The sequence below is a fragment of the uncultured Bradyrhizobium sp. genome, assembly GCF_947648125.1.
Classification (GTDB): domain Bacteria; phylum Pseudomonadota; class Alphaproteobacteria; order Rhizobiales; family Xanthobacteraceae; genus Bradyrhizobium.
On the sequence record NZ_CANSMR010000008.1, the window covers coordinates 282879 to 306849 of the forward strand.

Consider the following 23971-nt stretch of genomic DNA (forward strand, 5'->3'; position numbering starts at 1 on the left):
CATTTGGCGGCCTTGTGTTTTCACAGCCGATCCGGTTTCACTGCTGCTCTTCCCACGCTTTCCTGATTCCCGAGTAACGCCATGCGATTGTCGCGGTTTTTCCTGCCCATCCTGAAAGAAAACCCGAAAGAGGCGGAGATCGTCTCGCATCGGTTGATGCTGCGCGCGGGCATGATGCGGCAGGAGGCGGCCGGCATCTATGCCTGGCTCCCACTCGGCTTCCGGGTGCTGAAGAAGATCGAGCAGATCGTCCGCGAGGAGCAGGACCGCGCCGGTGCGCTCGAGCTTTTGATGCCGACGCTGCAGCTTGCCGATCTCTGGCGTGAAAGCGGCCGCTACGACGCCTATGGCCCGGAGATGCTGCGCATCCTCGATCGTCACAAGCGCGAGCTGTTGTACGGACCGACCAACGAGGAAATGATCACCGAGATCTTCCGCTCCTACATCAAGTCCTACAAGAACCTGCCGCTCAACCTCTACCACATCCAGTGGAAGTTCCGCGACGAGCAGCGTCCGCGCTTCGGCGTGATGCGCGGCCGCGAATTCCTGATGAAGGACGCCTATTCGTTCGACCTCGACGAGGCCGGTGCGCGGCGCTCTTACAACAAGATGTTCGTGGCCTATCTGCGCACCTTCGCGCGGATGGGCCTGAAGGCAATCCCGATGCGGGCCGAGACCGGTCCGATCGGCGGCGATCTCAGCCACGAATTCATCGTGCTCGCGGAGACCGGCGAGTCCGGCGTGTTCATCAATCGCGATGTGCTCGACTTGCCGGTACCGGGCGAGGACGTCGATTATGATGGCGATCTGACACCGATCATCAAGCAGTGGACCTCGGTCTATGCGGCGACCGAGGACGTCCACGAGGCTGCGCGCTTCGAGCAGGAAGTGCCCGAAGCAAAGCGGCTCAACACCCGCGGCATCGAGGTCGGCCAGATCTTCTATTTCGGCACCAAATATTCCGACACCATGAAGGCAATGGTGGCGGGTCCTGATGGCGTCGACGTGCCGATCCATGGCGGCTCCTACGGTGTCGGCGTGTCGCGTCTGGTCGGCGCGATTATCGAGGCCTGTCATGATGACGCCGGCATCAAATGGCCCGAGGCGGTCGCGCCGTTCCGCGCCGCGATCCTCAACCTCAAGCAGGGCGATGCCGCGGTCGACGGCGCCTGCGAGCAGCTCTATCGCGAGCTCTCGGCGAAGGGCGTCGACGTGCTCTACGACGACACCGATCAGCGCGCCGGCGCCAAGTTCGCCGCGGCCGATCTGATCGGTATCCCCTGGCAGATTCTCGTCGGACCCAAGGGGCTCGCGGAAGGCAAGGTCGAGGTGAAGCGCCGCAGCGACGGTTCACGCGACAACATGAGCCCCGCGGACGTGGTCGCGAAGCTCGCGGGTTAAAGTTTATTCACGCCGGCTCTATCGGCGGGGTAATCCGGCCACATTTGACCCGAATCATGGGATTATCGAGAGATGGATGAGACCATGAACGAGCCAGTCCGTACCCCGCCTTTTGCGCCATTCGAATGGCTGCTGTCCGGACGCTATCTGCGCGCGCGTCGCAAGGAAGGGTTTATCTCGGTCATCGCCGGCTTTTCGTTCCTTGGCATCATGCTCGGCGTTGCGACGCTGATCGTGGTGATGGCCGTCATGAACGGCTTCCGCAAGGAGCTGCTCGACAAGATCCTCGGCCTCAACGGCCACCTTCTGGTGCAGCCGCTGGAATCGCCGCTGACCGACTGGAAGGACGTCGCCGACCGGATCAGCCAGGTGCAAGGCATCCGCCTCGCCGCGCCCGTCGTGGACGGACAGGGGCTTGGCTCATCGCCGTTCAACGCGGCCGGCGTCTTCATCCGCGGTATTCGCGCCGACGATCTCAACAACCTCACCTCGATCGCCAAGAACATCAAGCAGGGCACGCTCGAGGGTTTTGACGAGGGGCAGGGGGTTGCGATCGGCCGCCGGCTTGCCGATCAGCTCTCGCTGCATGCCGGCGATATGATCACGCTGGTTTCGCCGAAGGGCGCGGTGACGCCGATGGGCACCACGCCGCGCATCAAGCCCTACAAGATCACGGCGGTGTTCGAGATCGGCATGTCGGAATACGATTCGACTTTCGTGTTCATGCCGCTCGCCGAGGCGCAGGCCTATTTCAACCGCAACAACGACGTGTCCTCGATCGAGGTGTTCACCACCAATCCGGACAAGATCGACACCTACCGCAAGCTGGTGACGGAGGCGGCTGGGCGGCCGGTCTTCCTTGTCGACTGGCGGCAGCGCAATTCGACGTTCTTCAACGCGCTGCAGGTCGAACGCAACGTGATGTTCCTGATCCTGACCATGATCGTGCTGGTCGCGGCGCTCAACATCGTCTCCGGGCTGATCATGCTCGTGAAGGACAAGGGCCAGGACATTGCGATCCTGCGTACCATGGGCGCCTCGCAGGGATCGATCATGCGGATATTCCTGATCACCGGCGCCTCGATCGGCGTGGTCGGAACGCTGACCGGCTTTGCGGTCGGCATGCTGATCTGCCTGAACATCGAATCGATCAGGCAGTTCCTGTCATGGCTCACCAACACCGAGCTGTTCTCGCCGGAGCTGTATTTCCTTTCCAAGCTGCCGGCTGAGGTCGATTTCGGTGAGACGCTCGCCGTCGTGATCATGGCGCTGACGCTGTCCTTCCTTGCGACGCTCTACCCGTCGTGGCGCGCCGCGCGCCTCGATCCGGTCGAAGCGCTCCGGTACGAATAGGAGCGCACATGGCGGAGGGGGCGGAAGACGTACCGGTTGTCTATCTTCATGATATCAAGCGGGAATACAGGCAGGGCGAAGCCACGCTGACGGTTCTGAACGGTGCCAAGCTGGCGCTATGGCCCGGTCAATCGGTGGCGCTGGTGGCGCCGTCGGGATCCGGCAAGTCGACGCTGTTGCACATCGCGGGCCTGCTGGAGAGTCCCGATGAGGGTGAGGTCTATGTCGCGGGCACGCCGACCTCGCAGATGTCCGACACCGACCGCACGCAGATTCGCCGCTCCGATATCGGCTTCGTCTATCAGTCGCACCGGCTACTGCCGGAGTTTTCGGCGCTCGAGAACGTCATGCTGCCGCAGATGATTCGTGGCCTCAAGCGCTCCGAAACCGTGAAACGCGCGACCGAGATCCTCGCCTATCTCGGGCTTGGTGACCGCATCACCCATCGTCCGGCCGAGCTCTCGGGCGGCGAACAGCAGCGCGTGGCGATCGCGCGCGCGGTTGCGAACGCACCGCGGGTGCTGTTTGCGGACGAGCCGACCGGCAATCTGGATCCGGGGACGGCCGATCACGTCTTCAACGCGCTGATGCAGCTCGTGAAGGCGACCAGGGTGGCGATGCTGATTGCGACCCACAACATGGATCTCGCGGCACGGATGGATCGCCGGGTGTCGCTGTCGAACGGACAGGTCGTCGAGCTCGAATAACGTTTCGCGCGAAGTGGGTCGCGGTTCGTGTGAAGAACACACGATAAGCACAGGAATCTAGGGCTTTTTCCGCTCTGCTTCAGTCGGAATGGAAAGGGCTTGAGCCCTCAATAAGCGGGGCGAGGTCGTCTGCCGGACCGGCTCGGCCGACGATCGATCGGCGGCCCGGCATAATACGGATTGCTGATGCACATCGCGGCGAGGCCGGACGCCGAGGCGCGGCACTGCTCCAGCGACGTGTAGCCGCAGTCGGTATCCTCGCCGCCCCATCGGTAGTTCGTCTTGCAGATCGGCGAGGTCGAATCGTATTTCTGGGCATTGGCCGGCGTGCTTGCAATGGTGCCCAGCGCCAAGAGCGCCGGAAACAGTGCCAGAATCAGGTTTCGCATCAGAAGCTCCAGTCGGTCCGGCGCCGGCAACGCTCGCGCCGAACGTCCGTGCGAATAGCCCCCGCGTGCGGGAGCGATCAACTCACATTCCCGCGGCGGCGACGCCGGGCCGGGCATCAGTGAATGAACAGGTCGAAGAAATTGCCCTCACGGCGGTCCCGCGGGGCGACGTGCAGATAGGAGCGCGGGTCGTTGTCGCCGGCATAATAGGGGTTGGCGATGCAGTTCTGTCCGATGCCCGATGCGGTGGCCAGGCACGCCTCATAGGACGGATAGGAGCAGTTGCTCAGACCGGGATAGCGGTCGCCCTGGATGCAGAACGGGTAGCGCACGCCGACGGCATGGGAGGGCGCCATACCAAGCGTGGCAAGCGTGATCACAGACACCGCAGCAGCAAGAATCATCGTCCGCATGTGCATTCCTTATCGCTGCGAAGATTCGATCTCGGCGACGATCCAAATCGGACAAGCCGGTTCCGGTCAACACGATCTTGCGGACGAACTGCGGACGCAGTTTTGAATTGTGAAAATTGTGCGGCAGCTATGTGGCAAAAGTTCCAAGTTGTGCCTGTAACGCAGTATTAACTTCAAATTTGAGCGAAGTCGTTTGGCCCTACCTGTTGCAGCGAAGTTACAGCAATTCCGACGGGGGCTGCTATGACGGTGTCTCGCGGCCTTGGGGGCCTGTAGAAAAAGTTGGAACGGGAAAATGAAAAAGATTTTGCTTGTCACCGCCAGCCTGCTCGCGCTCAGCGCGACCGCTGCCTCTGCGGCTGACCTCGCGGCTCGCCCTTACACCAAGGCTCCGCCGCCCATGGTTGCCGCTGTGTATGATTGGACCGGCTTCTACATCGGTATCAACGGTGGTTGGGGCCAGAGCCACGACAACCGTTCGGTCGACGGCATCGGCCAGGCCGGCAGCTACGATGCCAACGGCGGCACCGTCGGTGGCCAGGTCGGCTACCGCTGGCAGACCGGCGGCTGGGTGTTCGGTCTGGAAGCTCAGGGCAACTGGGCTGACTTCTCCGGCAGCACCGGCAACCTGCTCGTCCCGGGCGGCACCGTTCGCTCGAAGACCGATGCGTTCGGCCTGTTCACCGGTCAGATCGGCTACGCCTGGAACAACGTCCTGCTGTATGCCAAGGGCGGTGCTGCGGTCACCGATCGCAACTACCAGTTCCTGGCACCCGGCGGCGCGCTGGCGTCCTCGACCGGCTTCGACACCCGTTGGAGCCCGACGGTCGGCGTTGGCCTCGAATTCGCCTTCTCGCAGGGCTGGTCGCTCGGCATCGAATACAACCACATCTTCGAAGACACGCACGGTGCGACCTTCGTCACCCCGGGTGGCATCGGTGTAACCGGCTTCCACACCGGTGGCGACACCGACATGGTCCTCGGCCGTCTGAACTACAAGTTCGGTGGCCCGATCATCGCGCGTTACTGATCGCTCGCTTAATCCAAGCGGCATCGAAAACCCCGGGCTTCGGCCCGGGGTTTTTTGTTTAGCTGGCGGATTCCCCATTGTGGCAGTGGACGGGGATGGAAAATAACCCTCTCCGGGGGCATATTTGCTCCCATGGGACACTGGCTAAAGGCAGCCTTGGTCATTTTCGGCTTGTGCGCCGGATGGATGGTCATTGGTTACTTGACCTTCGATGCTGATGACGATGACGTCGTCCAAACCATCGCGGCGCTCAAAAAATCGCACAAGTAACCCCCAAACGCTGCCAGTTCCCGCCACGATTAACCAAGGGATTTCTTTCGGGGGCAGTTGTCAAACTGACCCACTAGCGTCGCTTGGGTAGTGGGTCAGTTTGATTGTGGCAAGGTTCGCCACTGGTATGTTGACTGTCCACGTCGCATATTCGCCGGATGGGGCGAAACATCTCGATCATTGTTGGGGCGGCGCTAATCGCTGCCGTTCTAGCGATTGTATCTAGGTGGGAGGTTTCCATCGGTCCCGGAGCCGTCTATCGGCTCGATAGGTGGACCGGCACACTTACCCGCTGCGATGACCAGTGGGAGCAGGTAAAGCCGATTCCCGGCGGACCCATCAGAGTGGACTGTGCTGCCAGATGACGACCCCCAAGCGCCCCAGAGACCCCAACCAGCTCGCCAAGCGGATCATTGATATCGCCACTGGCGAAACGCCTGACCGCGACCCTACGCCAGAGGAAGAGGGCAAAGACCCGGCTGCAGTGGAGTTGGGGCGGAAAGGCGGGAAGGCGCGCGCGGACGCTATGAGTCCTGAGCGTCGGGCGGAAATTGCCAAGAAGGCTGCAGCAAAACGCTGGTCTAAGTGAAGTCTAAATTCTCATCCTGACCTTGTAGTCGAATGTGGAGCGATCCCAAGTTCGTAACTGCCGCTCCACAAGCCATTCGCACCTTTAGAAATCCCTCCTTCTCAATTGGGAAGGGGGCAAAGGTAATTGGTGCAGTTACGCTGAAGACGCGCTCTTGGTCATCCTCAATCTGCAATTCTGCCTTTCGCTTGTCTTTAACTGCGTTGCGGGGAACGGGCTGAACGAAGGTGGGGGCATCCGGAGGGTCGGTGGGCAAAAAGATACGCATTTCCAAATCTTCGGAGAACGCGCCGAATATTTCGAAGTATTTTACTAGGATGCAGAATTTTGGCAGGACTAGTGGGATCGTCGTCGATCTTGGGAACACCATGTCGTTGACATAGGTCCCCATGACGCTGAGCTTTCCTCCAATTTCTTGACGGATATCGTCGCAAAAAATCGAAAAGCCCCAAGCATTGCGCCTGTCGCCAATCATTAGCTGGCCACAACGTCAATGAGAGTAGAGTTATCATTCTGGGCGACTTGGCCGGATGAGCTATCAGGCAATTTCCCGAACTTTGTTACTGCTGTCTTTATTGGAGAGGCTGGTGTCACCGAGTGAGCGGCGTTAGAGGCTAACGGCACCAATCGTACTTCGATGCGACAATCAAGGCCTCGTGCCAGATCCGACAACGTTTCCAGTTGAAGATCGTAATCGCCGCGCAGGCGACGCGACAACTGACCTTCGTCCATATCGATCTTTTGTGCGAACTGCTTTTGCGTAAACCCAAACTCTTTGAGGCGCGAAAATAGTTCGCGGATTTGCCGGAAGATCGAGCCTTTAACATCTGCTCGATAGGCAAGCAGTTCGCGCCGCGAAATCGGAATGATTGAAATACTCATCACTTCCATCCTTATTTCGGGTTGCGGACGTATTCCCCGCGATCATCGCTGAAAAATCCCACAGAGCCCACCAGGTCAGTTCTCGTATCTGCGGCCTTCTTGATTGCTGCGTCCCACTTCGGACCTCTCTGCGGCTCTAAATCGTCACGCACAGCGCAGTTTGTGCCAACGAACCACTTCGGAGCCGCGAAAAAGCCGAACAATCTTAGCTGCGGTTTTTTGAGGTGGGAGCGAATTTCCCAGACATCTAGAGTGTCCGGGTCTAGTCGCTTTATGTCGATCCCATCTGCGTAATCCATAAACTCGCCCCGAACGAACGCATTCAATTGATCGCCAAGCTGAACCAACGTGTCGTCCTTGATCCTTGGATCAGGGTGAGCATCGGGCGGGCAGCACCAAAGGTAAGCGTCGGGTGTCAGGAAAAGGCTCCTTGCACCTTGGGGGTGCGATGGACGTTGGATGGTTGGTCGGTATTCGACCAGCTGCTGGCTTTTAACCAGACCCGTTATAGCTAGTATAATTGACAAGAAAGTCAATTCCCCAATAAGATGTGACATAGTGACTCATGCAATTGCAGGTTTGAAGTACTCCCTTCGATTTTGACCAATATACTTGACGCTAAGCATAAAGGGTCATATAGTTCAGCCATGAACAAGCTGGACCGAAAGGCGCGCGCCCAAATCCTGCACCTGCTCTGCGAAGGGCAGTCGATCCGCGCCATTACCCGCCTGACCGGGGCCAGCAAGAACACCGTTGCCAAGCTGTTGGTGGATGCGGGCCACGCCTGCGCCGCCCATCAGGACAAGGCGCTGCGGAACCTGCCGTGCAAGCGCGTCCAGATGGATGAAATCTGGTCCTTCGTTTACGCGAAGGCCGCGAACGTGGAGAAGGCCAAGGCCGCTCCGGAGGCCGCTGGCGACGTTTGGACGTGGACGGCCATTTGCGCCGACACCAAGCTGATTGTGAGCTGGCTGCTTGGCGCACGCGATCAGGACGCCGCTCTGACGTTCGTCCACGATCTGGAGAGCCGCCTAGCCAACCGCGTCCAGCTTACCAGCGACGGCCACAGGCCGTACCTGTACGCCGTTGAGGCAGCGTTCGCCGATCAGGTGGACTACGCCATGCTCATCAAGATTTACGGTTCCGATCCACAGGCGCAAGTCCGCTACAGCCCGGCCAAGTGCCTTGGCGCAGACAAGAAGCCCAAGATCGGCAACCCCGATCCGAAGCACATCAGCACGTCCTATGCTGAGCGAAGCAATTTGACGATGCGCATGCACATGCGCCGCTTCACGCGATTGACAAACGCCTTCTCAAAGAAGGTCGAGAACCACGCCGCAGCGATTGCGCTCCATACGATGTACTACAATTTCGTCCGCATCCATCAGACCCTCAAGGTGACGCCCGCAATGGCCGCTGGCGTGACTGACAAGCTTTGGGAGATGGAAGACCTGGTTGTGATGCTGGAGCAGTGGGAGCTTGCGAACTTCAAGCCTGAGTATCAGTTCGTGGTCCGGCAATACGCCATCGGCAAGGGGCACTCTGTCAGCGTGCTTTGGCGCGGCGGGGAAGTGGATAGTATCTTTGGCTTCGCCAGCGAGCACGACGCGCTAGAGTGGGTCAGAGAGAAGTCCCAAGGCTGGCTGTTGGAGAATAGAACCAAAAAGGGCGCCAACTGAAAGCAGCCCTACGTTACAAGCATGTAGATCAGCGCGCCGGTTAAGATCGCCGACCAAGCTAACCACAGACGGAAATAGAGAAGGTCACGGCTCATGGGCGCAATGGTACGCAGCGCCGCTGACACGGACCTTACAGGCGCTGCCAGTTCCCGCCACGATTAACCAAGGGATTTCTTTCGGGGGCAGTTTTCAAACTGACCCACTACCGTCGCTTGACTCCCGGAACAAAAAAGGAACAATGTTCTGCATACGTTCCAGTTCAGGGAGAGCGGCCATGTTGAAGATTTTCGTGCAGGAAGCTGCAGCGCTGGCATCGATCACGCTGTTCGTCGGGATGATCGCGGTTTGGGCCCAGCTGATCACCCAGTTCTGAAAATGCGGCCGCGGGCAGGGGCATAGGTTGCTCTTGGGGAAAAGCAGGACGACCTGCCGCCACGCCGCGTTCGGCGTGGACTTGGCAGGGCCCAAGCCCCACGATGGGGATGCGAGTCGAGTCTGATGCTTTCGAGTTCGGCTTTGGCACTCGCGCCATCCCTGACTTCAAGAGATCCCGTAAGCAGCCATGCCGAATGCCGGATTCGTTCATCTCCACGTCCATTCCGCCTATTCGCTGCTGAAGGGCTCGATCAAGATCGCCAAGCTCGGCGAGCTCGCCAAGGCCGACCGCCAGCCTGCGCTGGCGCTCACCGACACCGACAACATGTTCGGGGCGCTGGAATTCTCCGACAAGATGGCCGGCTACGGCATCCAGCCGATCGTCGGCTGCGAGGTTGCGGTGGATTTTGGCGACGTCGACCCCAATACGCGGAGCATCCTGGCGACGACCGGGCCGACGCGAATCGTGCTGCTGGCGGCACGCGAGCGCGGGTACCAGAACCTGATGCGGCTGAACTCGCGGGCGTTCCTGGAGACGCCGGTGAACCAGACGCCGCACATCAAGCTCGACTGGCTCACCGACGCCGCCGAGGATTTGATCGCTCTGACCGGCGGGCCCGATGGGCCGATCGCGCTGGCGCTGCGTGCCGAGCAGGCGGCGCTGGCCGCGACCCGCTGCGAACGCCTGGCGAGCCTGTTCGGCGATCGTCTCTACATCGAATTGCAGCGCCACGGCATCGACAAGGAACGCCGCACCGAGGGCGGCCTGATCGATCTCGCCTACAGCAAGGGCCTGCCGCTGGTTGCGACCAACGAGCCGTATTTCGCCAGCAGTGACGACTACGAATCGCATGATGCGCTGCTGTGCATCGCCGGCGGCCATTTGATCGCCGAGACCAACCGCGAGCAGCTGACCCCGGATCATCGCTTCAAGACCCGCGCGGAAATGGCGGTGCTGTTCGCCGATATTCCGGAGGCGCTGGCCTCGACGGTGGAGATCGCCGAGCGCTGCTCGTTCCGCCCGAAGACCCGCAAGCCGATCCTGCCGTTCTTCACCGTCGGTGCCGCGGCAAGCTCCGATGCGGCCGCCGACGAAGCCGCCGAGCTGAAGCGCCAGGCTGAGGAGGGGCTCGCCAACCGCCTGCGGGTGCACGGTCTCTCGCCGGGCATGACGGAGGAGGACTACGCCAAGCGGCTTGCCTTCGAGCTCGACGTCATCACCCGCATGAAATATGCGGGCTACTTCCTGATCGTCTCGGACTTCATCAAATGGGCGAAGGCGCAGGGCATTCCGGTCGGGCCGGGCCGCGGCTCCGGTGCCGGCTCGCTGGTCGCCTGGGTGCTGACGATCACCGACCTCGATCCGATGCGCTTCGCGCTGCTGTTCGAGCGCTTCCTCAATCCCGAACGCGTCTCGATGCCGGACTTCGACATCGACTTTTGCCAGGACCGCCGCGGCGAGGTGATCCAGTACGTGCAGGAGCGCTACGGCCGCGACCAGGTGGCGCAGATCATCACCTTCGGTACGCTGCAGGCGCGCGGCGTGCTGCGCGACGTCGGTCGCGTGCTGCAGATGCCGTACGGGCAGGTCGACAAGTTGACCAAGCTGGTGCCGCAGAATCCCGCGGCCCCGGTGACGCTGGCGCAGGCGATCGAAGGCGAGCCGAAGCTGCAGGCGTTCCGCGACGAGGATCCGGTGGTGGCGCGTGCGTTCGACATTGCGCAGCGCCTCGAGGGTCTGACGCGCCACGCCTCCACCCACGCCGCAGGTATCGTGATCGGTGACCGCCCGCTGAGCGAGCTGGTGCCGATGTACCGCGATCCGAAATCCGACATGCCGGTCACCCAGTTCAACATGAAATGGGTCGAGCCGGCGGGCCTCGTGAAGTTCGACTTCCTTGGCCTCAAGACACTGACGGTGCTCGATGTCGCGGTCAAGCTGCTCAAGCAGCGCGACGTTCATGTCGACCTCGCAACGCTGCCGATCGACGATGCGCCGAGTTACCAGATGCTGGCGAGGGGCGACGTCGTCGGCGTGTTCCAGGTGGAAAGCCAGGGCATGCGGCGCGCGCTGATCGACATGCGGCCCGACCGCTTCGAGGACATCATCGCGCTGGTGGCGCTATATCGCCCGGGTCCGATGGCGAACATCCCGACCTATTGCGCGCGCAAGCACGGCGATGAGGAGTCGGAATATCTGCATCCGATCCTGGAGCCGATCCTGAAGGAGACCTTCGGCGTCATCATCTATCAGGAACAGGTGATGCAGATCGCGCAGCAGATGGCGGGCTATTCGCTCGGCCAGGCCGACCTGCTGCGCCGCGCGATGGGCAAGAAGATCCGCGCCGAGATGGACAAGCAGCGCGACATCTTCGTCGCCGGCGCGATGAAGAACGGCGTCGGAAAGGGGCAGGCGGAGACGATCTTCGAGCTGCTCGCCAAGTTCGCCGACTACGGCTTCAACAAGAGTCACGCGGCGGCCTATGCGCTGGTGTCGTACCACACCGCCTACATGAAGGCGCATTATCCGGTCGAGTTCCTCGCTGCGTCGATGACGCTCGAACTCAACAACACCGACAAGCTCTCCGAATTCCGCTCCGAGGCGCAGCGGCTCGGCATCAAGGTCGAAGCCCCCAACATCAATCGCTCCGGCCCGACCTTCGAGGTCAGCGGCAACACGATCTACTACGCGCTTGCCGCGCTGAAGGGCGTCGGCATCCAGGCGGTGGAGCAGATCATCGAGGAGCGCAATAAGAAGGGCGCCTTCACCTCGCTCGCCGATTTCGCGGCAAGGGTGAGCCCGCGAGCCGTCAACAAGCGGATCATCGAGAGCCTTGCGGCGGCCGGTGCCTTCGACACGCTGGACCCGAACCGGGCCCGCGTCTTCGCCGGCGCCGATGCGATCCTGGCGGCCTGTCAGCGCAGCCACGAGGCGGCGACCTCGGGCCAGAACGACATGTTCGGCAGCGCTCCGGATGCGCCGAGCATCATGCTGCCGCAGGTCGAGCCATGGCTGCCCGCGGACCGGCTGCGGCGCGAATATGATGCGATCGGCTTCTTCCTGTCGGGGCATCCGCTCGACGACTACGCGACTGCGCTGAAGCGGCTGCGCGTGCAATCCTGGGCGGAATTCTCGCGTGCGGTGAAGACCGGCGCCACGGCGGGCAAGGTCGCGGCAACTGTGGTGTCACGCATGGAGCGGCGCACCAAGACCGGCAACAAGATGGGCATCATGGGCCTGTCGGATCCGACCGGTCATTTCGAGGCGGTATTGTTTTCCGAGGGCCTCGCGCAGTACCGCGATGTGCTGGAGCCCGGCGCGGCCGTGCTGTTGCAGCTCGGCGCCGAGCTGCAGGGCGAGGACGTGCGGGCGAGGGTGCTGCACGCCGAGCCGCTGGATCACGCCGCGGCGAAAACGCAAAAGGGCCTGCGGATTTTCGTGCGCGACACCAAGCCGCTGGAGTCGATCGCGCGCCGGCTCAACATGCCGGACGCCGCGCCCGCCCCGGGCGCTCCCGCAAAGGCACCGGTGGTAAAGCCGGCCGTCGCGCCGCCACCCGCGGCCGGCGCCGATGGCGACGTCTCGCTGGTGATGATGCTGGACCTCGAGACCGAGGTGGAGATGAAGCTGCCCGGCCGCTACAAGGTCTCGCCGCAGATCGCCGGTGCGATCAAGGCGGTCGCGGGCGTGGTCGACGTGCAGACGCTGTAGGCGACGATCCCGGCGACGCTGTGGAGAGCCAATGGCTCCGGCTTAAGCACTATTGCAACCACACCGTGCTTCTTTCTATGGTCGCGCCTGCTGGGAATTTCGGGGGCGGGATGTTTGGACGTTACGCGGCCTTGTTGGCCGGGGTGTTGATGGTGTCGGGCTGCGTGAGCGATGGTGTCGGCACCGATTATGCGGCGATCTCGCAGAAGTTCGGGCCGCCGAAGCCGGGGCATTCCCGCGTCGTCGTGCTACAGGAGAAGCGCAAGGGACTGAGCATGGCGATCTGCGCCTGCGACGTGAAGCTCGATGGCGAGCCGATCGGCAAGGTCGCCATCGGCACCTATGCGTTCGCCGATCGGCCCGCCGGCCGGCATCAGCTGGTCGCCAGCGAGGTGATGTTTCCCGGCGAGACCACGCACAATTTCACGACCGAGCCGGGGCGCACCTACTTCTTTCTGGTGAAATCGAGCGAACGGCATGATGCCGTCGCGGGCGTGACGTTGGTGGGAGGTTTGGTCGGTGCAGTCGTCGCATCGGCCGCGACTTCGACCGCCGGCAATCCCGGGCCGGGCGATTTCGTTGCACTGGACGAGGCGACCGCGCGTACGACGCTGGCGGACCTGCAATTGGCGCAATAGGCGGCGCCTGGTTGGGATCCCGACGGGGGCTCTGGCCGGCCACACCGGGCCAGTTTGGGCCAAAACGGGCCAGTTCCGGGGCGTAAATGGCCCGTCCGGCCGGTGTAACCGGCCGTATTTCCTTGCTTCTGGCGCAAATCGCGCTATATAGCGCGCCATCTCACACGGAAACATGGCTCTCAAAGGCCGTCCGGTGGCAACCGGGCCATTCAGGCTCGTTTGCTCACACGTTTCCGGAGGAACCAACCGGAGAATTAGATCTATGTCGCTACCCGAATTCAACATGCGTCAGCTTTTGGAAGCCGGCGTTCACTTTGGCCACCAGGCCCACCGCTGGAACCCGAAGATGCAGGATTACATCTTCGGCGCCCGCAACAACATCCACATCATCGACCTCGCGCAGACCGTGCCGATGCTGCACCGTGCCCTGCAGGCGGTCAGCGATACCGTCGCCAAGGGCGGCCGCATCCTGTTCGTCGGCACCAAGCGCTCGGCCCAGGACGGCGTTGCCGATGCGGCCAAGCGTTCGGCCCAGTATTTCGTCAACTCGCGCTGGCTCGGCGGCACGCTGACCAACTGGAAGACGATCTCGGCCTCGATCAAGCGCCTGCGCCATCTCGACGACGTGCTGTCGTCGGGCGAAGCCAGCTCCTACACCAAGAAGGAGCGGCTGACGCTGCAGCGCGAGCGCGACAAGCTCGACCGTTCGCTCGGTGGCATCAAGGACATGGGCGGTCTTCCCGACATGATCTTCGTGATCGACACCAACAAGGAAGACATCGCGATCCAGGAAGCCCAGCGGCTCAACATCCCGGTCGCCGCGATCGTCGACACCAATTCGGACCCCAAGGGCATCACCTATGTGGTGCCGGGCAATGACGACGCCGGCCGCGCGATCTCGCTGTATTGCGATCTCGTGGCGCGCGCCGCCATCGACGGCATCTCGCGTGCCCAGGGCGATTCCGGAATCGATATCGGTGCGTCGGCTGCGCCGGTGCAGGAAGAGCTCCCGGCGGCTGCGCCGTCCGGCTTCCAGGGCCTCGCTGGTCCGCGCGGCACCGCCGACAACCTCAAGAAGCTCACCGGCGTGTCCGGTACGATCGAGAAGAAGCTCAACGACCTCGGCATCTTCCACTACTGGCAGCTCGCCGAGCTCGACCACGCCACCGCGCACAAGATCGGCGAAGAAGTCGGTCTGCCGAGCCGTGCCGACGCTTGGGTCGCCCAGGCCAAGACGCTCGCCGAAGCGGAATAAAAGTTACGCGGCGTGGCCGGGTCTCGCCCGGCCGCCGCTTCTATTCCACGAACAACGATTTCCCTGTCGCTGACAGCGGCGCCAACGGGCGCCGCGGTTTCTGTACAGGCAAGAAGGACATTGAACGATGGCAACGATCACAGCAGCGATGGTCAAGGATCTCCGCGAATCGACCGGCGCGGGCATGATGGATTGCAAGGCGGCGCTGACCGAGAACAACGGCGACATGCAGGCCGCGCAGGATTGGCTGCGCAAGAAGGGCCTGTCCAAGGCCGCCAAGAAGGCGGGCCGCGTGGCCGCCGAAGGCCTGATCGGCGCGCTGACCTCCGGCGCCAAGGGCGTGCTGGTCGAGGTCAATTCCGAGACCGACTTCGTTGCGCGCAACGAGCAGTTCCAGGGCCTGGTCAAGATGATCGCCCAGGTCGCGCTGCATAACGGCGCCGATGTCGAGACAATCAAGGCGGCCAAGGTCGGCGACGTCACCGTCGAGACCGCGATCTCCGACGCGATCGCGACCATCGGCGAGAACATGACGCTGCGCCGCGCCGCTTCGCTCGAGGTGAGCAAGGGCGTGGTGTCGAGCTACGTCCACAACGCCGTCGTCGAAGGCGCCGGCAAGATCGGCGTGATCGTGGCGCTGGAGTCCGCCGGCAAGACCGACGAGCTCGCCGTGCTCGGCCGCCAGCTCGCCATGCACGTCGCGGCAGCAAAGCCGCTGGCGCTCGATCCGGCCGGGCTCGATCCGGTGACCGTCAAGCGCGAGAAGGACGTGCTGGCCGACAAGTACCGCCAGCAGGGCAAGCCCGAGAACGTCATCGAGAAGATCGTCGATTCCGGCCTGAAGACCTACTACAAGGAAGTCTGCCTGCTCGATCAGGCCTTTATCCACGACAGCGGCAAGTCCGTTGCCCAGGCGGTGAAGGAAGCTGAGGGTAAGGTCGGCGGGCCGATCAAAATCGCTGGCTTTGTGAACTATGCTCTCGGTGAGGGAATCGAGAAGCAGGAAAGCGACTTCGCCGCCGAAGTCGCGGCCGCCAGCGGCAAGAAGTAACCGCTGACACCAAGGCGTCCGGCGCACGCGCCGGAGGCCTGCCTGCGCGGGATGAGAAAGCGATCGCATCATGGCTGAGCCGATCTATCGTCGCGTGGTGATCAAGCTGTCCGGCGAATATCTGGCCGGCTCCCACGGGTTCGGTATCGATCAACCGACCGTCGACCGCGTCGCCGACGACCTCATCGCGGCCCGCAAGCTCGGTATCGAGGTCGCGGTCGTGATCGGCGGCGGCAATATCGTCCGCGGCGTCGAGGTGTCCTCGCGCGGCGTGTCCCGGCCGACCGGCGACACCATGGGCATGCTTGCCACCATGATGAACTGCCTCGCGCTCGAGGCGGCGATCGAGCGCAAGGGGACCCCGGCGCGGACCTTGTCGGCATTCGTGATGCCGGAGATTTCCGAGCTGTTCACCCGTAGTGCGACGCACAAATATCTCGCCGAGGGACGCATCGTCCTGCTCGGCGGCGGAACCGGCAACCCGTTCTTCACCACCGATACCACCGCCGTGCTCCGCGCGGCCGAGATCGGCGCGCAGGCGGTGCTGAAAGCCACCAATGTCGACGGCGTCTACAGCGCCGATCCGAAGAAGGACCCCAAAGCCAAGCGCTTTGACCGCCTGACCCATTCGCAGGCGATCGAGGGCGGCTACAAGGTCATGGACGCGACCGCTTTCGCACTTGCTCGCGAGACGTCGCTGCCTATCATCGTGTTCTCGATCGCGGAGCCCGGTTCGATCGGTGCGATTCTGCGCGGTACCGGACACGGCACGGTCGTCGCCGGCTGATTGCCGCGCCTCTGGGTCCAGACTTTGGACCTGAGGGCGTCGACAGCCGGTTTCTAGTAAAGGGAGAAGCGTCATGGCCGCAGCTGGTTTTGACATCAACGAAGTGAAGCGCCGCATGCAGGGCGCCACACAATCGCTCAAGCACGAGCTCGGCGGTCTGCGTACCGGCCGTGCCGCGGCCTCCATGTTGGAGCCGGTCCAGGTCGAGGCTTACGGCTCGCATATGCCGCTCAACCAGGTGGCGACCATCAGCGTGCCCGAGCCGCGCCTGCTCTCGGTGCAGGTCTGGGACAAGACGATGGTGAAGGCCGTGGAGAAGGCGATCGTCGACTCCAACCTCGGCCTTTCGCCGGCAACCGAAGGACAGGTGCTGCGCTTGCGGATTCCCGAACTCAACGAGGAACGCCGCAAGGAGCTGGTCAAGGTCGCGCACAAATACGCGGAAGCGGCCAAGGTCGCGGTACGCCACGTGCGCCGCGACGGCCTCGACGTGATCAAGAAGCTCGAGAAGAATCACGAGATCTCCGAGGACGATCAGGAGCGCCTGTCGAACGAGGTGCAGAAGGCGACCGACGGCGTGATCGCCGAGGTCGATCAGCTGCTTGCCGCCAAGGAAAGGGAAATCCTGACGGTCTGAAGGCGCAACGGGAACCAGCCGATGTCGAATGCCGCCGCCCCAGCAACTGACGGACCGGATCGCTCCGGCAGTCCGTTGCATGTGGCTGTTATCATGGACGGCAACGGGCGCTGGGCCGCTTCGCGCGGCTTGCCGCGCGTCGAGGGCCATCGCCGCGGCGTCGAGGCACTGCGCCGCGTAGTGCGTGCGGCCCATGAACTCGGCATCGTCTATCTCACGATCTTTTCGTTCAGCTCGGAAAACTGGTCGCGGCCGGCCAGCGAGATCGGCGATCTGTTCGGCCTACTGCGCCGCTTCATCCGCAACGATCTGGCGACGCTGCATCGTGACGGCGTGCGGGTGCGTGTGATCGGCGAGCGCGACGGGCTCGCTCCCGACATCTGCGCGCTGCTCAACGAGGCCGAGGAACTGACGCGGAATAACGTCAAGCTCAACCTCGTGGTCGCCTTCAATTACGGCTCGCGGGCGGAGATCGCCGCCGCGGCGCGACGCCTTGCGCGCGAGGTCGCCGAAGGCAAGCGCGACGCCAACTCCATCGATGCCGATACGCTCGGGCACTATCTCGATGCGCCCGACATTCCGGACCCCGATCTGATCATCCGCACCAGCGGCGAACAGCGTCTGTCGAACTTCCTGATGTGGCAAGCCGCCTATAGCGAACTCGTGTTCGTGCCGATTCACTGGCCGGATTTCGACAAGGCGGCGCTCGAAGGTGCGATTGCGGAATACGGCAAGCGTGAGCGCCGGTTCGGCGGCCTCGCCGCGAAAACCGGCTCGTGAGCGAGCGCGAAGCCGCACCGGCGGCAGCAAGCGAGCAGGGGTCGCGCAACCTCGCGATGCGCGTGGTTGCGGCGCTGGTGCTGGCGCCGGTCGCGATCGCTCTGGCCTATCTGGGCGGCATCGCCTGGTCGCTGCTGGTGACCTTGGCAGCAGTCGGATTGTTCGCGGAATGGCTCATGGTCACCGGGCTCGGACGCGCGCTCCGCGTCATGGTGCCTGGTATTGTCGCGCTGCTGCTCACCGGACTTTGCCTGATGGCCGGCCGCACCGATGCGGCGCTGGTGGTCCTCGCCGTCGGTGCGGTTGTCGTGGCGCTGACCTCGGGCGCACGGCGCAACTGGGCGATCGCGGGATTGCTCTATGCCGCGGCCGCCGAGATCGCATCGGTGCTGCTGCGTCTCGATACGGCGAAGGGCTTTGCCGCGCTGATGTTCGTGTTGCTGATCGTGTGGGTCACCGACATTGGCGGCTATTTCGCGGGCCGCAGCATCGGCGGGCCGAAGCTTTGGGTGCGGATCAGCCCGAAGAAGACATGGGCTGGCGCGGCCGGTGGTTTCGTCGCGAGCTTGCTGGTTGCGGCCTGCTTTGCCGCCTTCGAGATCGGCACGGCCGGGCCGCTGCTGATGCTCGGAGCCGTGTTGTCGGTGGTCTCGCAACTTGGCGATCTCTTCGAATCCGCTGTGAAGCGGCGGTTCGGGGTGAAGGATTCGAGCCACATCATTCCCGGCCATGGCGGCCTGCTGGATCGCCTGGATGGATTTGTCGCGGCCGTCATTGTGGCGGCGATTTTCGGCTTTCTCCGTGGTGGCGCCGATGGCGTCGGACGCGGTCTTATGGTTTGGTGATGAGATGAGCGCAGTTCCGTTGCGTAACAACAAGGCCGCGGCGGCATCCGCCGCGCGGTCCGTGACCGTCCTCGGTGCCACCGGCTCGATCGGCGACAGCACGATGGATCTGCTGCGTGGCGCGCGCGACCGTTACCGGGTCGAGGCGCTGACCGCGAACAGCAATGTCGAGGGCCTCGCCAAGCTCGCCAAGGAGTTCGGCGCGCGGTTCGCCGCCATTGCCGATCCGGCGAGGCTTTCCGAATTGAAGAACGCGCTGGCCGGAACCCGGATCGAATGCGGGGCCGGGGAGAGCGCCATCATCGAGGCGGCCGCGCGGCCGGCGGATTGGGTGATGGCCGCGGTCAGCGGCGCTGCCGGATTGAAGCCGGCACTCGCCGCGGTCGATCGCGGCGCAACTGTCGCGCTCGCCAACAAGGAGTGCCTGGTCTGCGCCGGTGATATCTTCATGGAGCGGGCCAAGAAGGCCGGCGCCTGCATCCTGCCGGCGGACTCCGAGCATAATGCGCTGTTCCAGGCGCTGGCGTCCGGCAATCGCGAGGAGCTGACGCGGGTGATCATCACGGCGTCCGGCGGGCCATTCCGCACCTGGGCTCCCGCCGACATCGAGCAGGCGACGCTGGAACAGGCGCTCAAGCATCCAAACTGGAGCATGGGGCAGAAGATCACGATCGATTCCGCCTCGATGATGAACAAGGGCCTCGAGGTGATCGAAGCGTCCTACCTGTTCGCACTGACGCCCGACGAGATCGACGTGCTGGTGCATCCACAGTCCATCATCCACGGCATGGTCGAGTTCTCCGACCGCTCCGTGATGGCCCAGCTCGGTACGCCCGACATGCGGATCCCGATCGCGCATTGCCTCGGCTGGCCGGACCGGATCGTCGGGCCGTCCGCCAAGCTCGATCTCGCCAAGATCGGACAGCTCACCTTCGAGGCGCCGGACTTCCAGCGTTTCCCGGGGCTGCGGCTCGCTTACGAGGCGCTGCGGCTCGGGCATGGCGCGACGACGGTCTATAACGCCGCGAACGAGATCGCGGTCGCGGCGTTTATCGCTGGCAAGATCAAGTTCGGTGCGATCGCCCGGCTGGTCGAGGCAACGATGAACGATTGGATCAGGTCGGGGAATCAGCCACCACTGAACTCGGCGGACGACGCGATTTCCGTTGACCATATCGCGCGAAATAAAGCTGCCGCCCTATTGCCTCAAATTGCCTTAAAGGCAACCTAGAGGGTTGGGGACGGAGCCTATGGCTCTTGTCGAGGGGAATTCGAATGCCCGAGTATTTTCTTCATAGTATCAATGCGTTGAGCCATGGGCTCCTCGGTTATATCGTTCCCTTTCTCTTCGTCCTGACTATCGTTGTTTTCTTTCACGAGCTCGGCCATTTCCTGGTCGCGCGCTGGGCCGGCGTGAAGGTGCTGACGTTCTCGCTGGGGTTCGGGCCGGAGCTTGCCGGCTTCAACGACCGGCATGGCACACGCTGGAAGATCTCCGCGATTCCGCTCGGCGGTTACGTCAAGTTCTTCGGCGACGACAGCGAGGCGTCGACGCCGTCGACGGAGGCGCTCGCCGCCATGACGGCGGAGGAGCGCGAAGGCAGCTTCCATCACAAGTCGGTCGGCAAGCGCACCGCGATCGTCGCGGCCGGTCCGGTGGCGAACTTCATTCTCGGCGCCCTGATTTTCGCGGGCATGGCGCTCTACTATGGCAAGCCCAGCACGATCGCCCGGGTCGACGGCCTGGTCGCCGAGAGCGTTGCTGCGAACGCGGGCTTCAAGGTCGGCGATGTCGTCGTCGATATCGACGGCAGCGCGATCCAGAGCTTCGCCGACATGCAGCGGATCGTAGCTTCGAATGCCGGTTCAGAACTTGGTTTCAAAGTGAAGCGGGACGGTGCGATCGTTTCGCTGAAGGCTGCGCCGGCGCTGAAGGAGGTTAAGGACCCCTTCGGCAATGCTCACCGAATCGGCGTGCTCGGAATCGAGCACAAGGCTCAGGTCGGTGAAGCTTCCAGCGCTCCGGTTGGCGTCTTTGAAGCCATGAAGATCGGTGTCGAGCAGGTTTGGTACATTATTTCGAGCACGTTCAAGTTCCTGGGGTCGCTGTTCGTTGGGACCGGCAATCCGGCCGAGGTGAGCGGGGTCATTGGAATCGCGAAGCTGTCGGGTCAGGCCGCGAGCGCCGGGTTCCAGTTCGTTGTCAATCTTTGCGCCATCCTCTCGGTGTCGATCGGGCTGTTGAATCTGTTCCCGATTCCGCTTTTGGATGGTGGACACCTCCTGTTTTACAGCGCGGAGGCGCTTCGCGGACGCCCGCTTTCAGAGCGGACGCAGGAGGTGGGTTTCCGAATCGGGCTGGGTTTGGTTCTGATGCTGATGGTGTTTGCGACGTATAACGACATCCTCAGAATCGCTGGGTCCTGAAACGGGGCTTTTCTGTGGCGTTGCCAATGGGCAACGTCTTGGTATGAAAATGGAAATGTTCAGCTGTAGTAAGTTTGCCCCCTTGGCAAAGTTGGCTACAAGCTGAGCGGCAGGTTGGGAATCTGTCGGGTCGTTGGGGAACGGTCCGGCATTGCTAAAGATAAGGGCGCGTTGCGCATGATGTTTGGAATGCGAGTGAGGGGGGGGCTGTTCGCCGCCTTGGTCATGTTCGCCGCGCCAGTGGCGGCCACCTTGGCGGCCGTTGCTGTCTCTGCGCCTGCGCAAGCGCAGACCGTTGATTCGATTACGGTGGAGGGGAACCGCCGCGTCGAGCTCGAAACCATCCGTTCCTACTTCCATCCCGGACCGGGCGGTCGGTTGGGCCAGGCCCAGATCGATGACGGCCTCAAAGCGCTGATCGAGACCGGCCTGTTTCAGGACGTCCATATCGATCAGCGGGGCGGGCGCCTCGTCGTGGTCGTGGTCGAGAACCCGGTGATTGGCCGCGTTGCCTTCGAAGGCAACAAGAAGGTCAAGGACGAGCAGCTCACCGCCGAAGTCCAGTCCAAGCCGCGCGGCACCTTCTCGCGCCCGATGGTGCAGTCGGATGCCCTGCGCATCGCCGAAATCTACCGCCGTTCTGGCCGTTACGACGTGCGGGTCAATCCGCAGATCATCGAGCAGCCGAACAACCGCGTCGACCTGATCTTCGAGGTCAATGAAGGCGTGAAGACCGGTGTCCGGTCGATCGAGTTCATCGGCAATAATGCCTATTCGGCGTCCCGCCTGCGCGACGTCATCAAGACCCGCGAATCGAACCTGCTGAGCTTCCTCGGCGGCAACGACGTCTACGACCCCGACCGGGTCGAGGCCGACCGTGACCTGCTGCGCCGCTTCTACCTCAAGAACGGCTATGCCGACGTTCAGGTTGTCGCCGCGCTGACCGAATACGATCCCGACAAGAAGGGCTTCCTGGTTACCTTCAAGATCGAAGAGGGCCAGCAGTACCGCGTCGCGGCCGTCAACTATACGTCGTCGATCGCAACGCTCGATCCGAACGCGCTGCGCTCGTTCTCGCGCGTCAATATCGGCTCGCTCTACAACGCCGAGGCGCTGGAGAAGTCGGTCGAGGAGATGCAGATCGAGGCGTCGCGCCGCGGCTACGCCTTCGCGGTGGTCCGGCCGCGCGGCGATCGCAATTTCGACAATCACACGGTGTCGATCACCTTCGCGATCGATGAAGGTCCGCGCACCTATATCGAGCGCATCAACATCCGCGGCAACAGCCGCACGCGCGATTACGTGATCCGTCGCGAATTCGATATCTCGGAAGGCGACGCGTACAACCGTGCGCTGGTCGACCGTGCCGAGCGCCGGCTGAAGAACCTCGACTTCTTCAAGACCGTGAAGATCACCACCGAGCCCGGGTCCTCCAGCGATCGCGTCATCCTTATCGTCGATCTCGAAGAGAAGTCGACCGGCGACTTCTCGGTGTCGGGCGGCTATTCGACCACCGACGGCGCGCTGGCTGAAGTCAGCGTCTCCGAGCGCAACTTGCTCGGCCGCGGCCTGTTCGCGAAGGCGTCGGTGACCTACGGCCAGTATGCCCGCGGCTATTCGCTGTCGTTCGTCGAACCCTATCTGCTCGACTACCGCGTCGCGCTCGGCCTCGATTTCTACCAGCGCCAGCAGCTGTCCAACAGCTACATCGCCTACGGCACCAAGACGCTCGGCTTCAGCCCGCGGCTCGGCTTCAGCCTGCGGGAAGACCTGTCGCTGCAGCTGCGCTACTCGATCTATCAGCAGGAAATCACCCTGCCGTCGGCGCTCAACAACTGTAACAACAATCCCTTCCTGGCTGACGGTGTAACGCCCAATCCTGCGTTCAATCCGAGCCCGGCCTATGCGAACCTGAACGGGATCAGCCTGGTGTCGACCAACGGTCTCGGCTGCTACAACGATGGCGAAGCTTCGCTGCCGGTCCGCAAGGAGCTGGCGGGCGGCAAGACCCTGACCTCGGCGCTGGGCTACACGCTCAACTACAACACGCTCGACAACAACAAGAACCCGACCGACGGTCTGATCGTCGACTTCAAGCAGGACTTCGCCGGCGTCGGCGGCGACGTCAGCTACATCAAGAGCGCGATCGACGCGAAGTACTACACCCCGCTGGTGTCGGACATCGTCGGCGTGATCCACGCCCAGGGCGGCATCCTGAACAAGCTCGGCAGCCAGGATCTGCGCATGCTGGATCACTTCCAGATGGGCCCGAACCTGGTCCGCGGCTTCGCGCCTAACGGCATCGGTCCGCGTGACATCAACCCGTACGGCACCATGGACGCCATCGGCGGCACCAAGTACTGGGGCGTGTCGGCGGAGCTGCAGATGCCGTTCTGGTTCCTGCCGAAGGAAGTCGGGCTCAAGGGCGCGGTCTATGCCGACGCCGGCGGCCTGTACGACTACAAGGGGCCGACCTCGTGGGCGGCGACGGGCGAAGTCAACACGCCCGGCTGTATCAGGCCGACCAACAACCCGGCGTCTCCGGGCACCTGCCTTGGTCTGAGCTATGACGACAGCAAGGTTGTCCGTACCTCGGTCGGTGTCGGCCTGATCTGGCAGTCGCCGTTTGGTCCGCTGCGCTTCGATTACGCCGTACCGCTGACCAAGGGTGCGTATGACCGCGTGCAAGAATTCCGGTTCGGCGGCGGTACGACTTTCTAACACCGCTGCTCGACCGGACTGCGACGGATG

At 62.7% G+C, this 23971-nt stretch carries 21 protein-coding genes; 16 read left to right on the forward strand and 5 right to left on the reverse strand.

The window, feature by feature from the left end:
• The first annotated feature begins 81 nt into the window (after nucleotides 1–81).
• The 3 genes from proS to Q0030_RS17635 all read left to right on the forward strand — a co-directional run bounded on the left by proS (nucleotide 82) and on the right by Q0030_RS17635 (nucleotide 3461).
• Nucleotides 82–1401 carry a proline--tRNA ligase gene (gene proS, locus Q0030_RS17625; RefSeq protein WP_298369452.1) on the forward strand — a complete coding sequence of 440 codons (1320 nt, stop codon included), beginning with the start codon at nucleotides 82–84 and terminating at the stop codon, nucleotides 1399–1401.
• Nucleotides 1402–1473: 72 nt separating this feature from the next.
• The gene (locus Q0030_RS17630) at nucleotides 1474–2754 is read left to right on the forward strand and encodes a lipoprotein-releasing ABC transporter permease subunit (protein WP_092114619.1); all 1281 of its coding nucleotides are present in this window, start codon (nucleotides 1474–1476) and stop codon (nucleotides 2752–2754) included.
• Nucleotides 2755–2762: 8 nt separating this feature from the next.
• Nucleotides 2763–3461: an ABC transporter ATP-binding protein gene (locus Q0030_RS17635; RefSeq protein ID WP_298369459.1), complete on the forward strand. Its 699-nt coding sequence runs from the start codon at nucleotides 2763–2765 to the stop codon at nucleotides 3459–3461.
• 107 nt (nucleotides 3462–3568) lie between these two features.
• Here the strand turns inward: Q0030_RS17635 and Q0030_RS17640 are convergent, their stop codons facing one another.
• Together Q0030_RS17640 and Q0030_RS17645 are read right to left on the reverse strand one after the other, a co-directional pair.
• On the reverse strand, nucleotides 3569–3850 hold the full coding sequence (locus Q0030_RS17640; RefSeq protein ID WP_298369462.1) for a DUF3551 domain-containing protein: 282 nt from the start codon (nucleotides 3848–3850) through the stop codon (nucleotides 3569–3571).
• 116 nt (nucleotides 3851–3966) lie between these two features.
• Nucleotides 3967–4263, reverse strand: coding sequence for a DUF3551 domain-containing protein (locus tag Q0030_RS17645; protein WP_298369465.1), 297 nt, complete (start codon nucleotides 4261–4263; stop codon nucleotides 3967–3969).
• 295 nt (nucleotides 4264–4558) lie between these two features.
• Here Q0030_RS17645 and Q0030_RS17650 point away from each other — a divergent pair, with 295 nt between their 5' ends.
• The gene (locus Q0030_RS17650) at nucleotides 4559–5293 is read left to right on the forward strand and encodes an outer membrane beta-barrel protein (protein ID WP_298369467.1); all 735 of its coding nucleotides are present in this window, start codon (nucleotides 4559–4561) and stop codon (nucleotides 5291–5293) included.
• An 851-nt stretch (nucleotides 5294–6144) separates the two neighbouring features.
• On the opposite strand, the gene Q0030_RS17655 is transcribed toward Q0030_RS17650, so the two are convergent.
• From Q0030_RS17655 to Q0030_RS17665, 3 genes are read right to left on the reverse strand one after another with little or no spacing between them, the layout of a single operon-like run.
• Nucleotides 6145–6627 (reverse strand): hypothetical protein, encoded by a 483-nt coding sequence (locus Q0030_RS17655; RefSeq protein ID WP_298369470.1) that lies wholly within the window; start codon nucleotides 6625–6627, stop codon nucleotides 6145–6147.
• The gene (locus tag Q0030_RS17660; RefSeq protein WP_298369472.1) at nucleotides 6627–7034 is read right to left on the reverse strand and encodes a helix-turn-helix transcriptional regulator; all 408 of its coding nucleotides are present in this window, start codon (nucleotides 7032–7034) and stop codon (nucleotides 6627–6629) included. The genes Q0030_RS17655 and Q0030_RS17660 overlap by 1 nt, the downstream gene beginning before the upstream one ends.
• Nucleotides 7035–7045: 11 nt before the next feature.
• The gene (locus Q0030_RS17665) at nucleotides 7046–7381 is read right to left on the reverse strand and encodes a hypothetical protein (RefSeq protein ID WP_298369474.1); all 336 of its coding nucleotides are present in this window, start codon (nucleotides 7379–7381) and stop codon (nucleotides 7046–7048) included.
• Between the two features lie 300 nt (nucleotides 7382–7681).
• On the opposite strand from Q0030_RS17665, the gene Q0030_RS17670 reads away from it, so the two are divergent.
• The 12 genes from Q0030_RS17670 to bamA all read left to right on the forward strand — a co-directional run bounded on the left by Q0030_RS17670 (nucleotide 7682) and on the right by bamA (nucleotide 23941).
• Complete coding sequence (locus Q0030_RS17670; protein ID WP_298369476.1) at nucleotides 7682–8713, forward strand: IS1 family transposase; 1032 nt, start codon at nucleotides 7682–7684, stop codon at nucleotides 8711–8713.
• 562 nt (nucleotides 8714–9275) lie between these two features.
• Nucleotides 9276–12800 carry a DNA polymerase III subunit alpha gene (gene dnaE / locus Q0030_RS17675; protein WP_298369477.1) on the forward strand — a complete coding sequence of 1175 codons (3525 nt, stop codon included), beginning with the start codon at nucleotides 9276–9278 and terminating at the stop codon, nucleotides 12798–12800.
• Nucleotides 12801–12910: 110 nt separating this feature from the next.
• Nucleotides 12911–13438, forward strand: coding sequence for a DUF2846 domain-containing protein (locus tag Q0030_RS17680; RefSeq protein WP_298369479.1), 528 nt, complete (start codon nucleotides 12911–12913; stop codon nucleotides 13436–13438).
• Nucleotides 13439–13700: 262 nt separating this feature from the next.
• Nucleotides 13701–14693 (forward strand): 30S ribosomal protein S2, encoded by a 993-nt coding sequence (locus tag Q0030_RS17685; protein WP_298369480.1) that lies wholly within the window; start codon nucleotides 13701–13703, stop codon nucleotides 14691–14693.
• Nucleotides 14694–14820: 127 nt separating this feature from the next.
• The gene (gene tsf, locus Q0030_RS17690) at nucleotides 14821–15744 is read left to right on the forward strand and encodes a translation elongation factor Ts (RefSeq protein WP_298369482.1); all 924 of its coding nucleotides are present in this window, start codon (nucleotides 14821–14823) and stop codon (nucleotides 15742–15744) included.
• 70 nt (nucleotides 15745–15814) lie between these two features.
• Complete coding sequence (pyrH, locus tag Q0030_RS17695) at nucleotides 15815–16531, forward strand: UMP kinase (RefSeq protein WP_038385104.1); 717 nt, start codon at nucleotides 15815–15817, stop codon at nucleotides 16529–16531.
• Between the two features lie 73 nt (nucleotides 16532–16604).
• A complete protein-coding gene (frr, locus tag Q0030_RS17700; protein ID WP_298369489.1) occupies nucleotides 16605–17168 on the forward strand; it encodes a ribosome recycling factor in 564 nt (187 codons plus the stop codon).
• 21 nt (nucleotides 17169–17189) lie between these two features.
• The gene (locus tag Q0030_RS17705) at nucleotides 17190–17948 is read left to right on the forward strand and encodes an isoprenyl transferase (protein ID WP_298369492.1); all 759 of its coding nucleotides are present in this window, start codon (nucleotides 17190–17192) and stop codon (nucleotides 17946–17948) included.
• Nucleotides 17945–18793, forward strand: a complete 849-nt coding sequence (locus Q0030_RS17710; RefSeq protein WP_298369495.1) for a phosphatidate cytidylyltransferase — start codon at nucleotides 17945–17947, stop codon at nucleotides 18791–18793. Before Q0030_RS17705 ends, Q0030_RS17710 begins: the two co-directional genes overlap by 4 nt.
• A 4-nt stretch (nucleotides 18794–18797) precedes the next feature.
• Nucleotides 18798–20024, forward strand: coding sequence for a 1-deoxy-D-xylulose-5-phosphate reductoisomerase (gene dxr, locus Q0030_RS17715; RefSeq protein ID WP_298369497.1), 1227 nt, complete (start codon nucleotides 18798–18800; stop codon nucleotides 20022–20024).
• A gap of 44 nt (nucleotides 20025–20068) precedes the next feature.
• Nucleotides 20069–21220, forward strand: coding sequence for an RIP metalloprotease RseP (rseP, locus tag Q0030_RS17720; protein ID WP_298369500.1), 1152 nt, complete (start codon nucleotides 20069–20071; stop codon nucleotides 21218–21220).
• A 177-nt stretch (nucleotides 21221–21397) separates the two neighbouring features.
• Nucleotides 21398–23941: an outer membrane protein assembly factor BamA gene (gene bamA / locus Q0030_RS17725; RefSeq protein ID WP_298369502.1), complete on the forward strand. Its 2544-nt coding sequence runs from the start codon at nucleotides 21398–21400 to the stop codon at nucleotides 23939–23941.
• The last annotated feature ends 30 nt before the right edge of the window (nucleotides 23942–23971 follow it).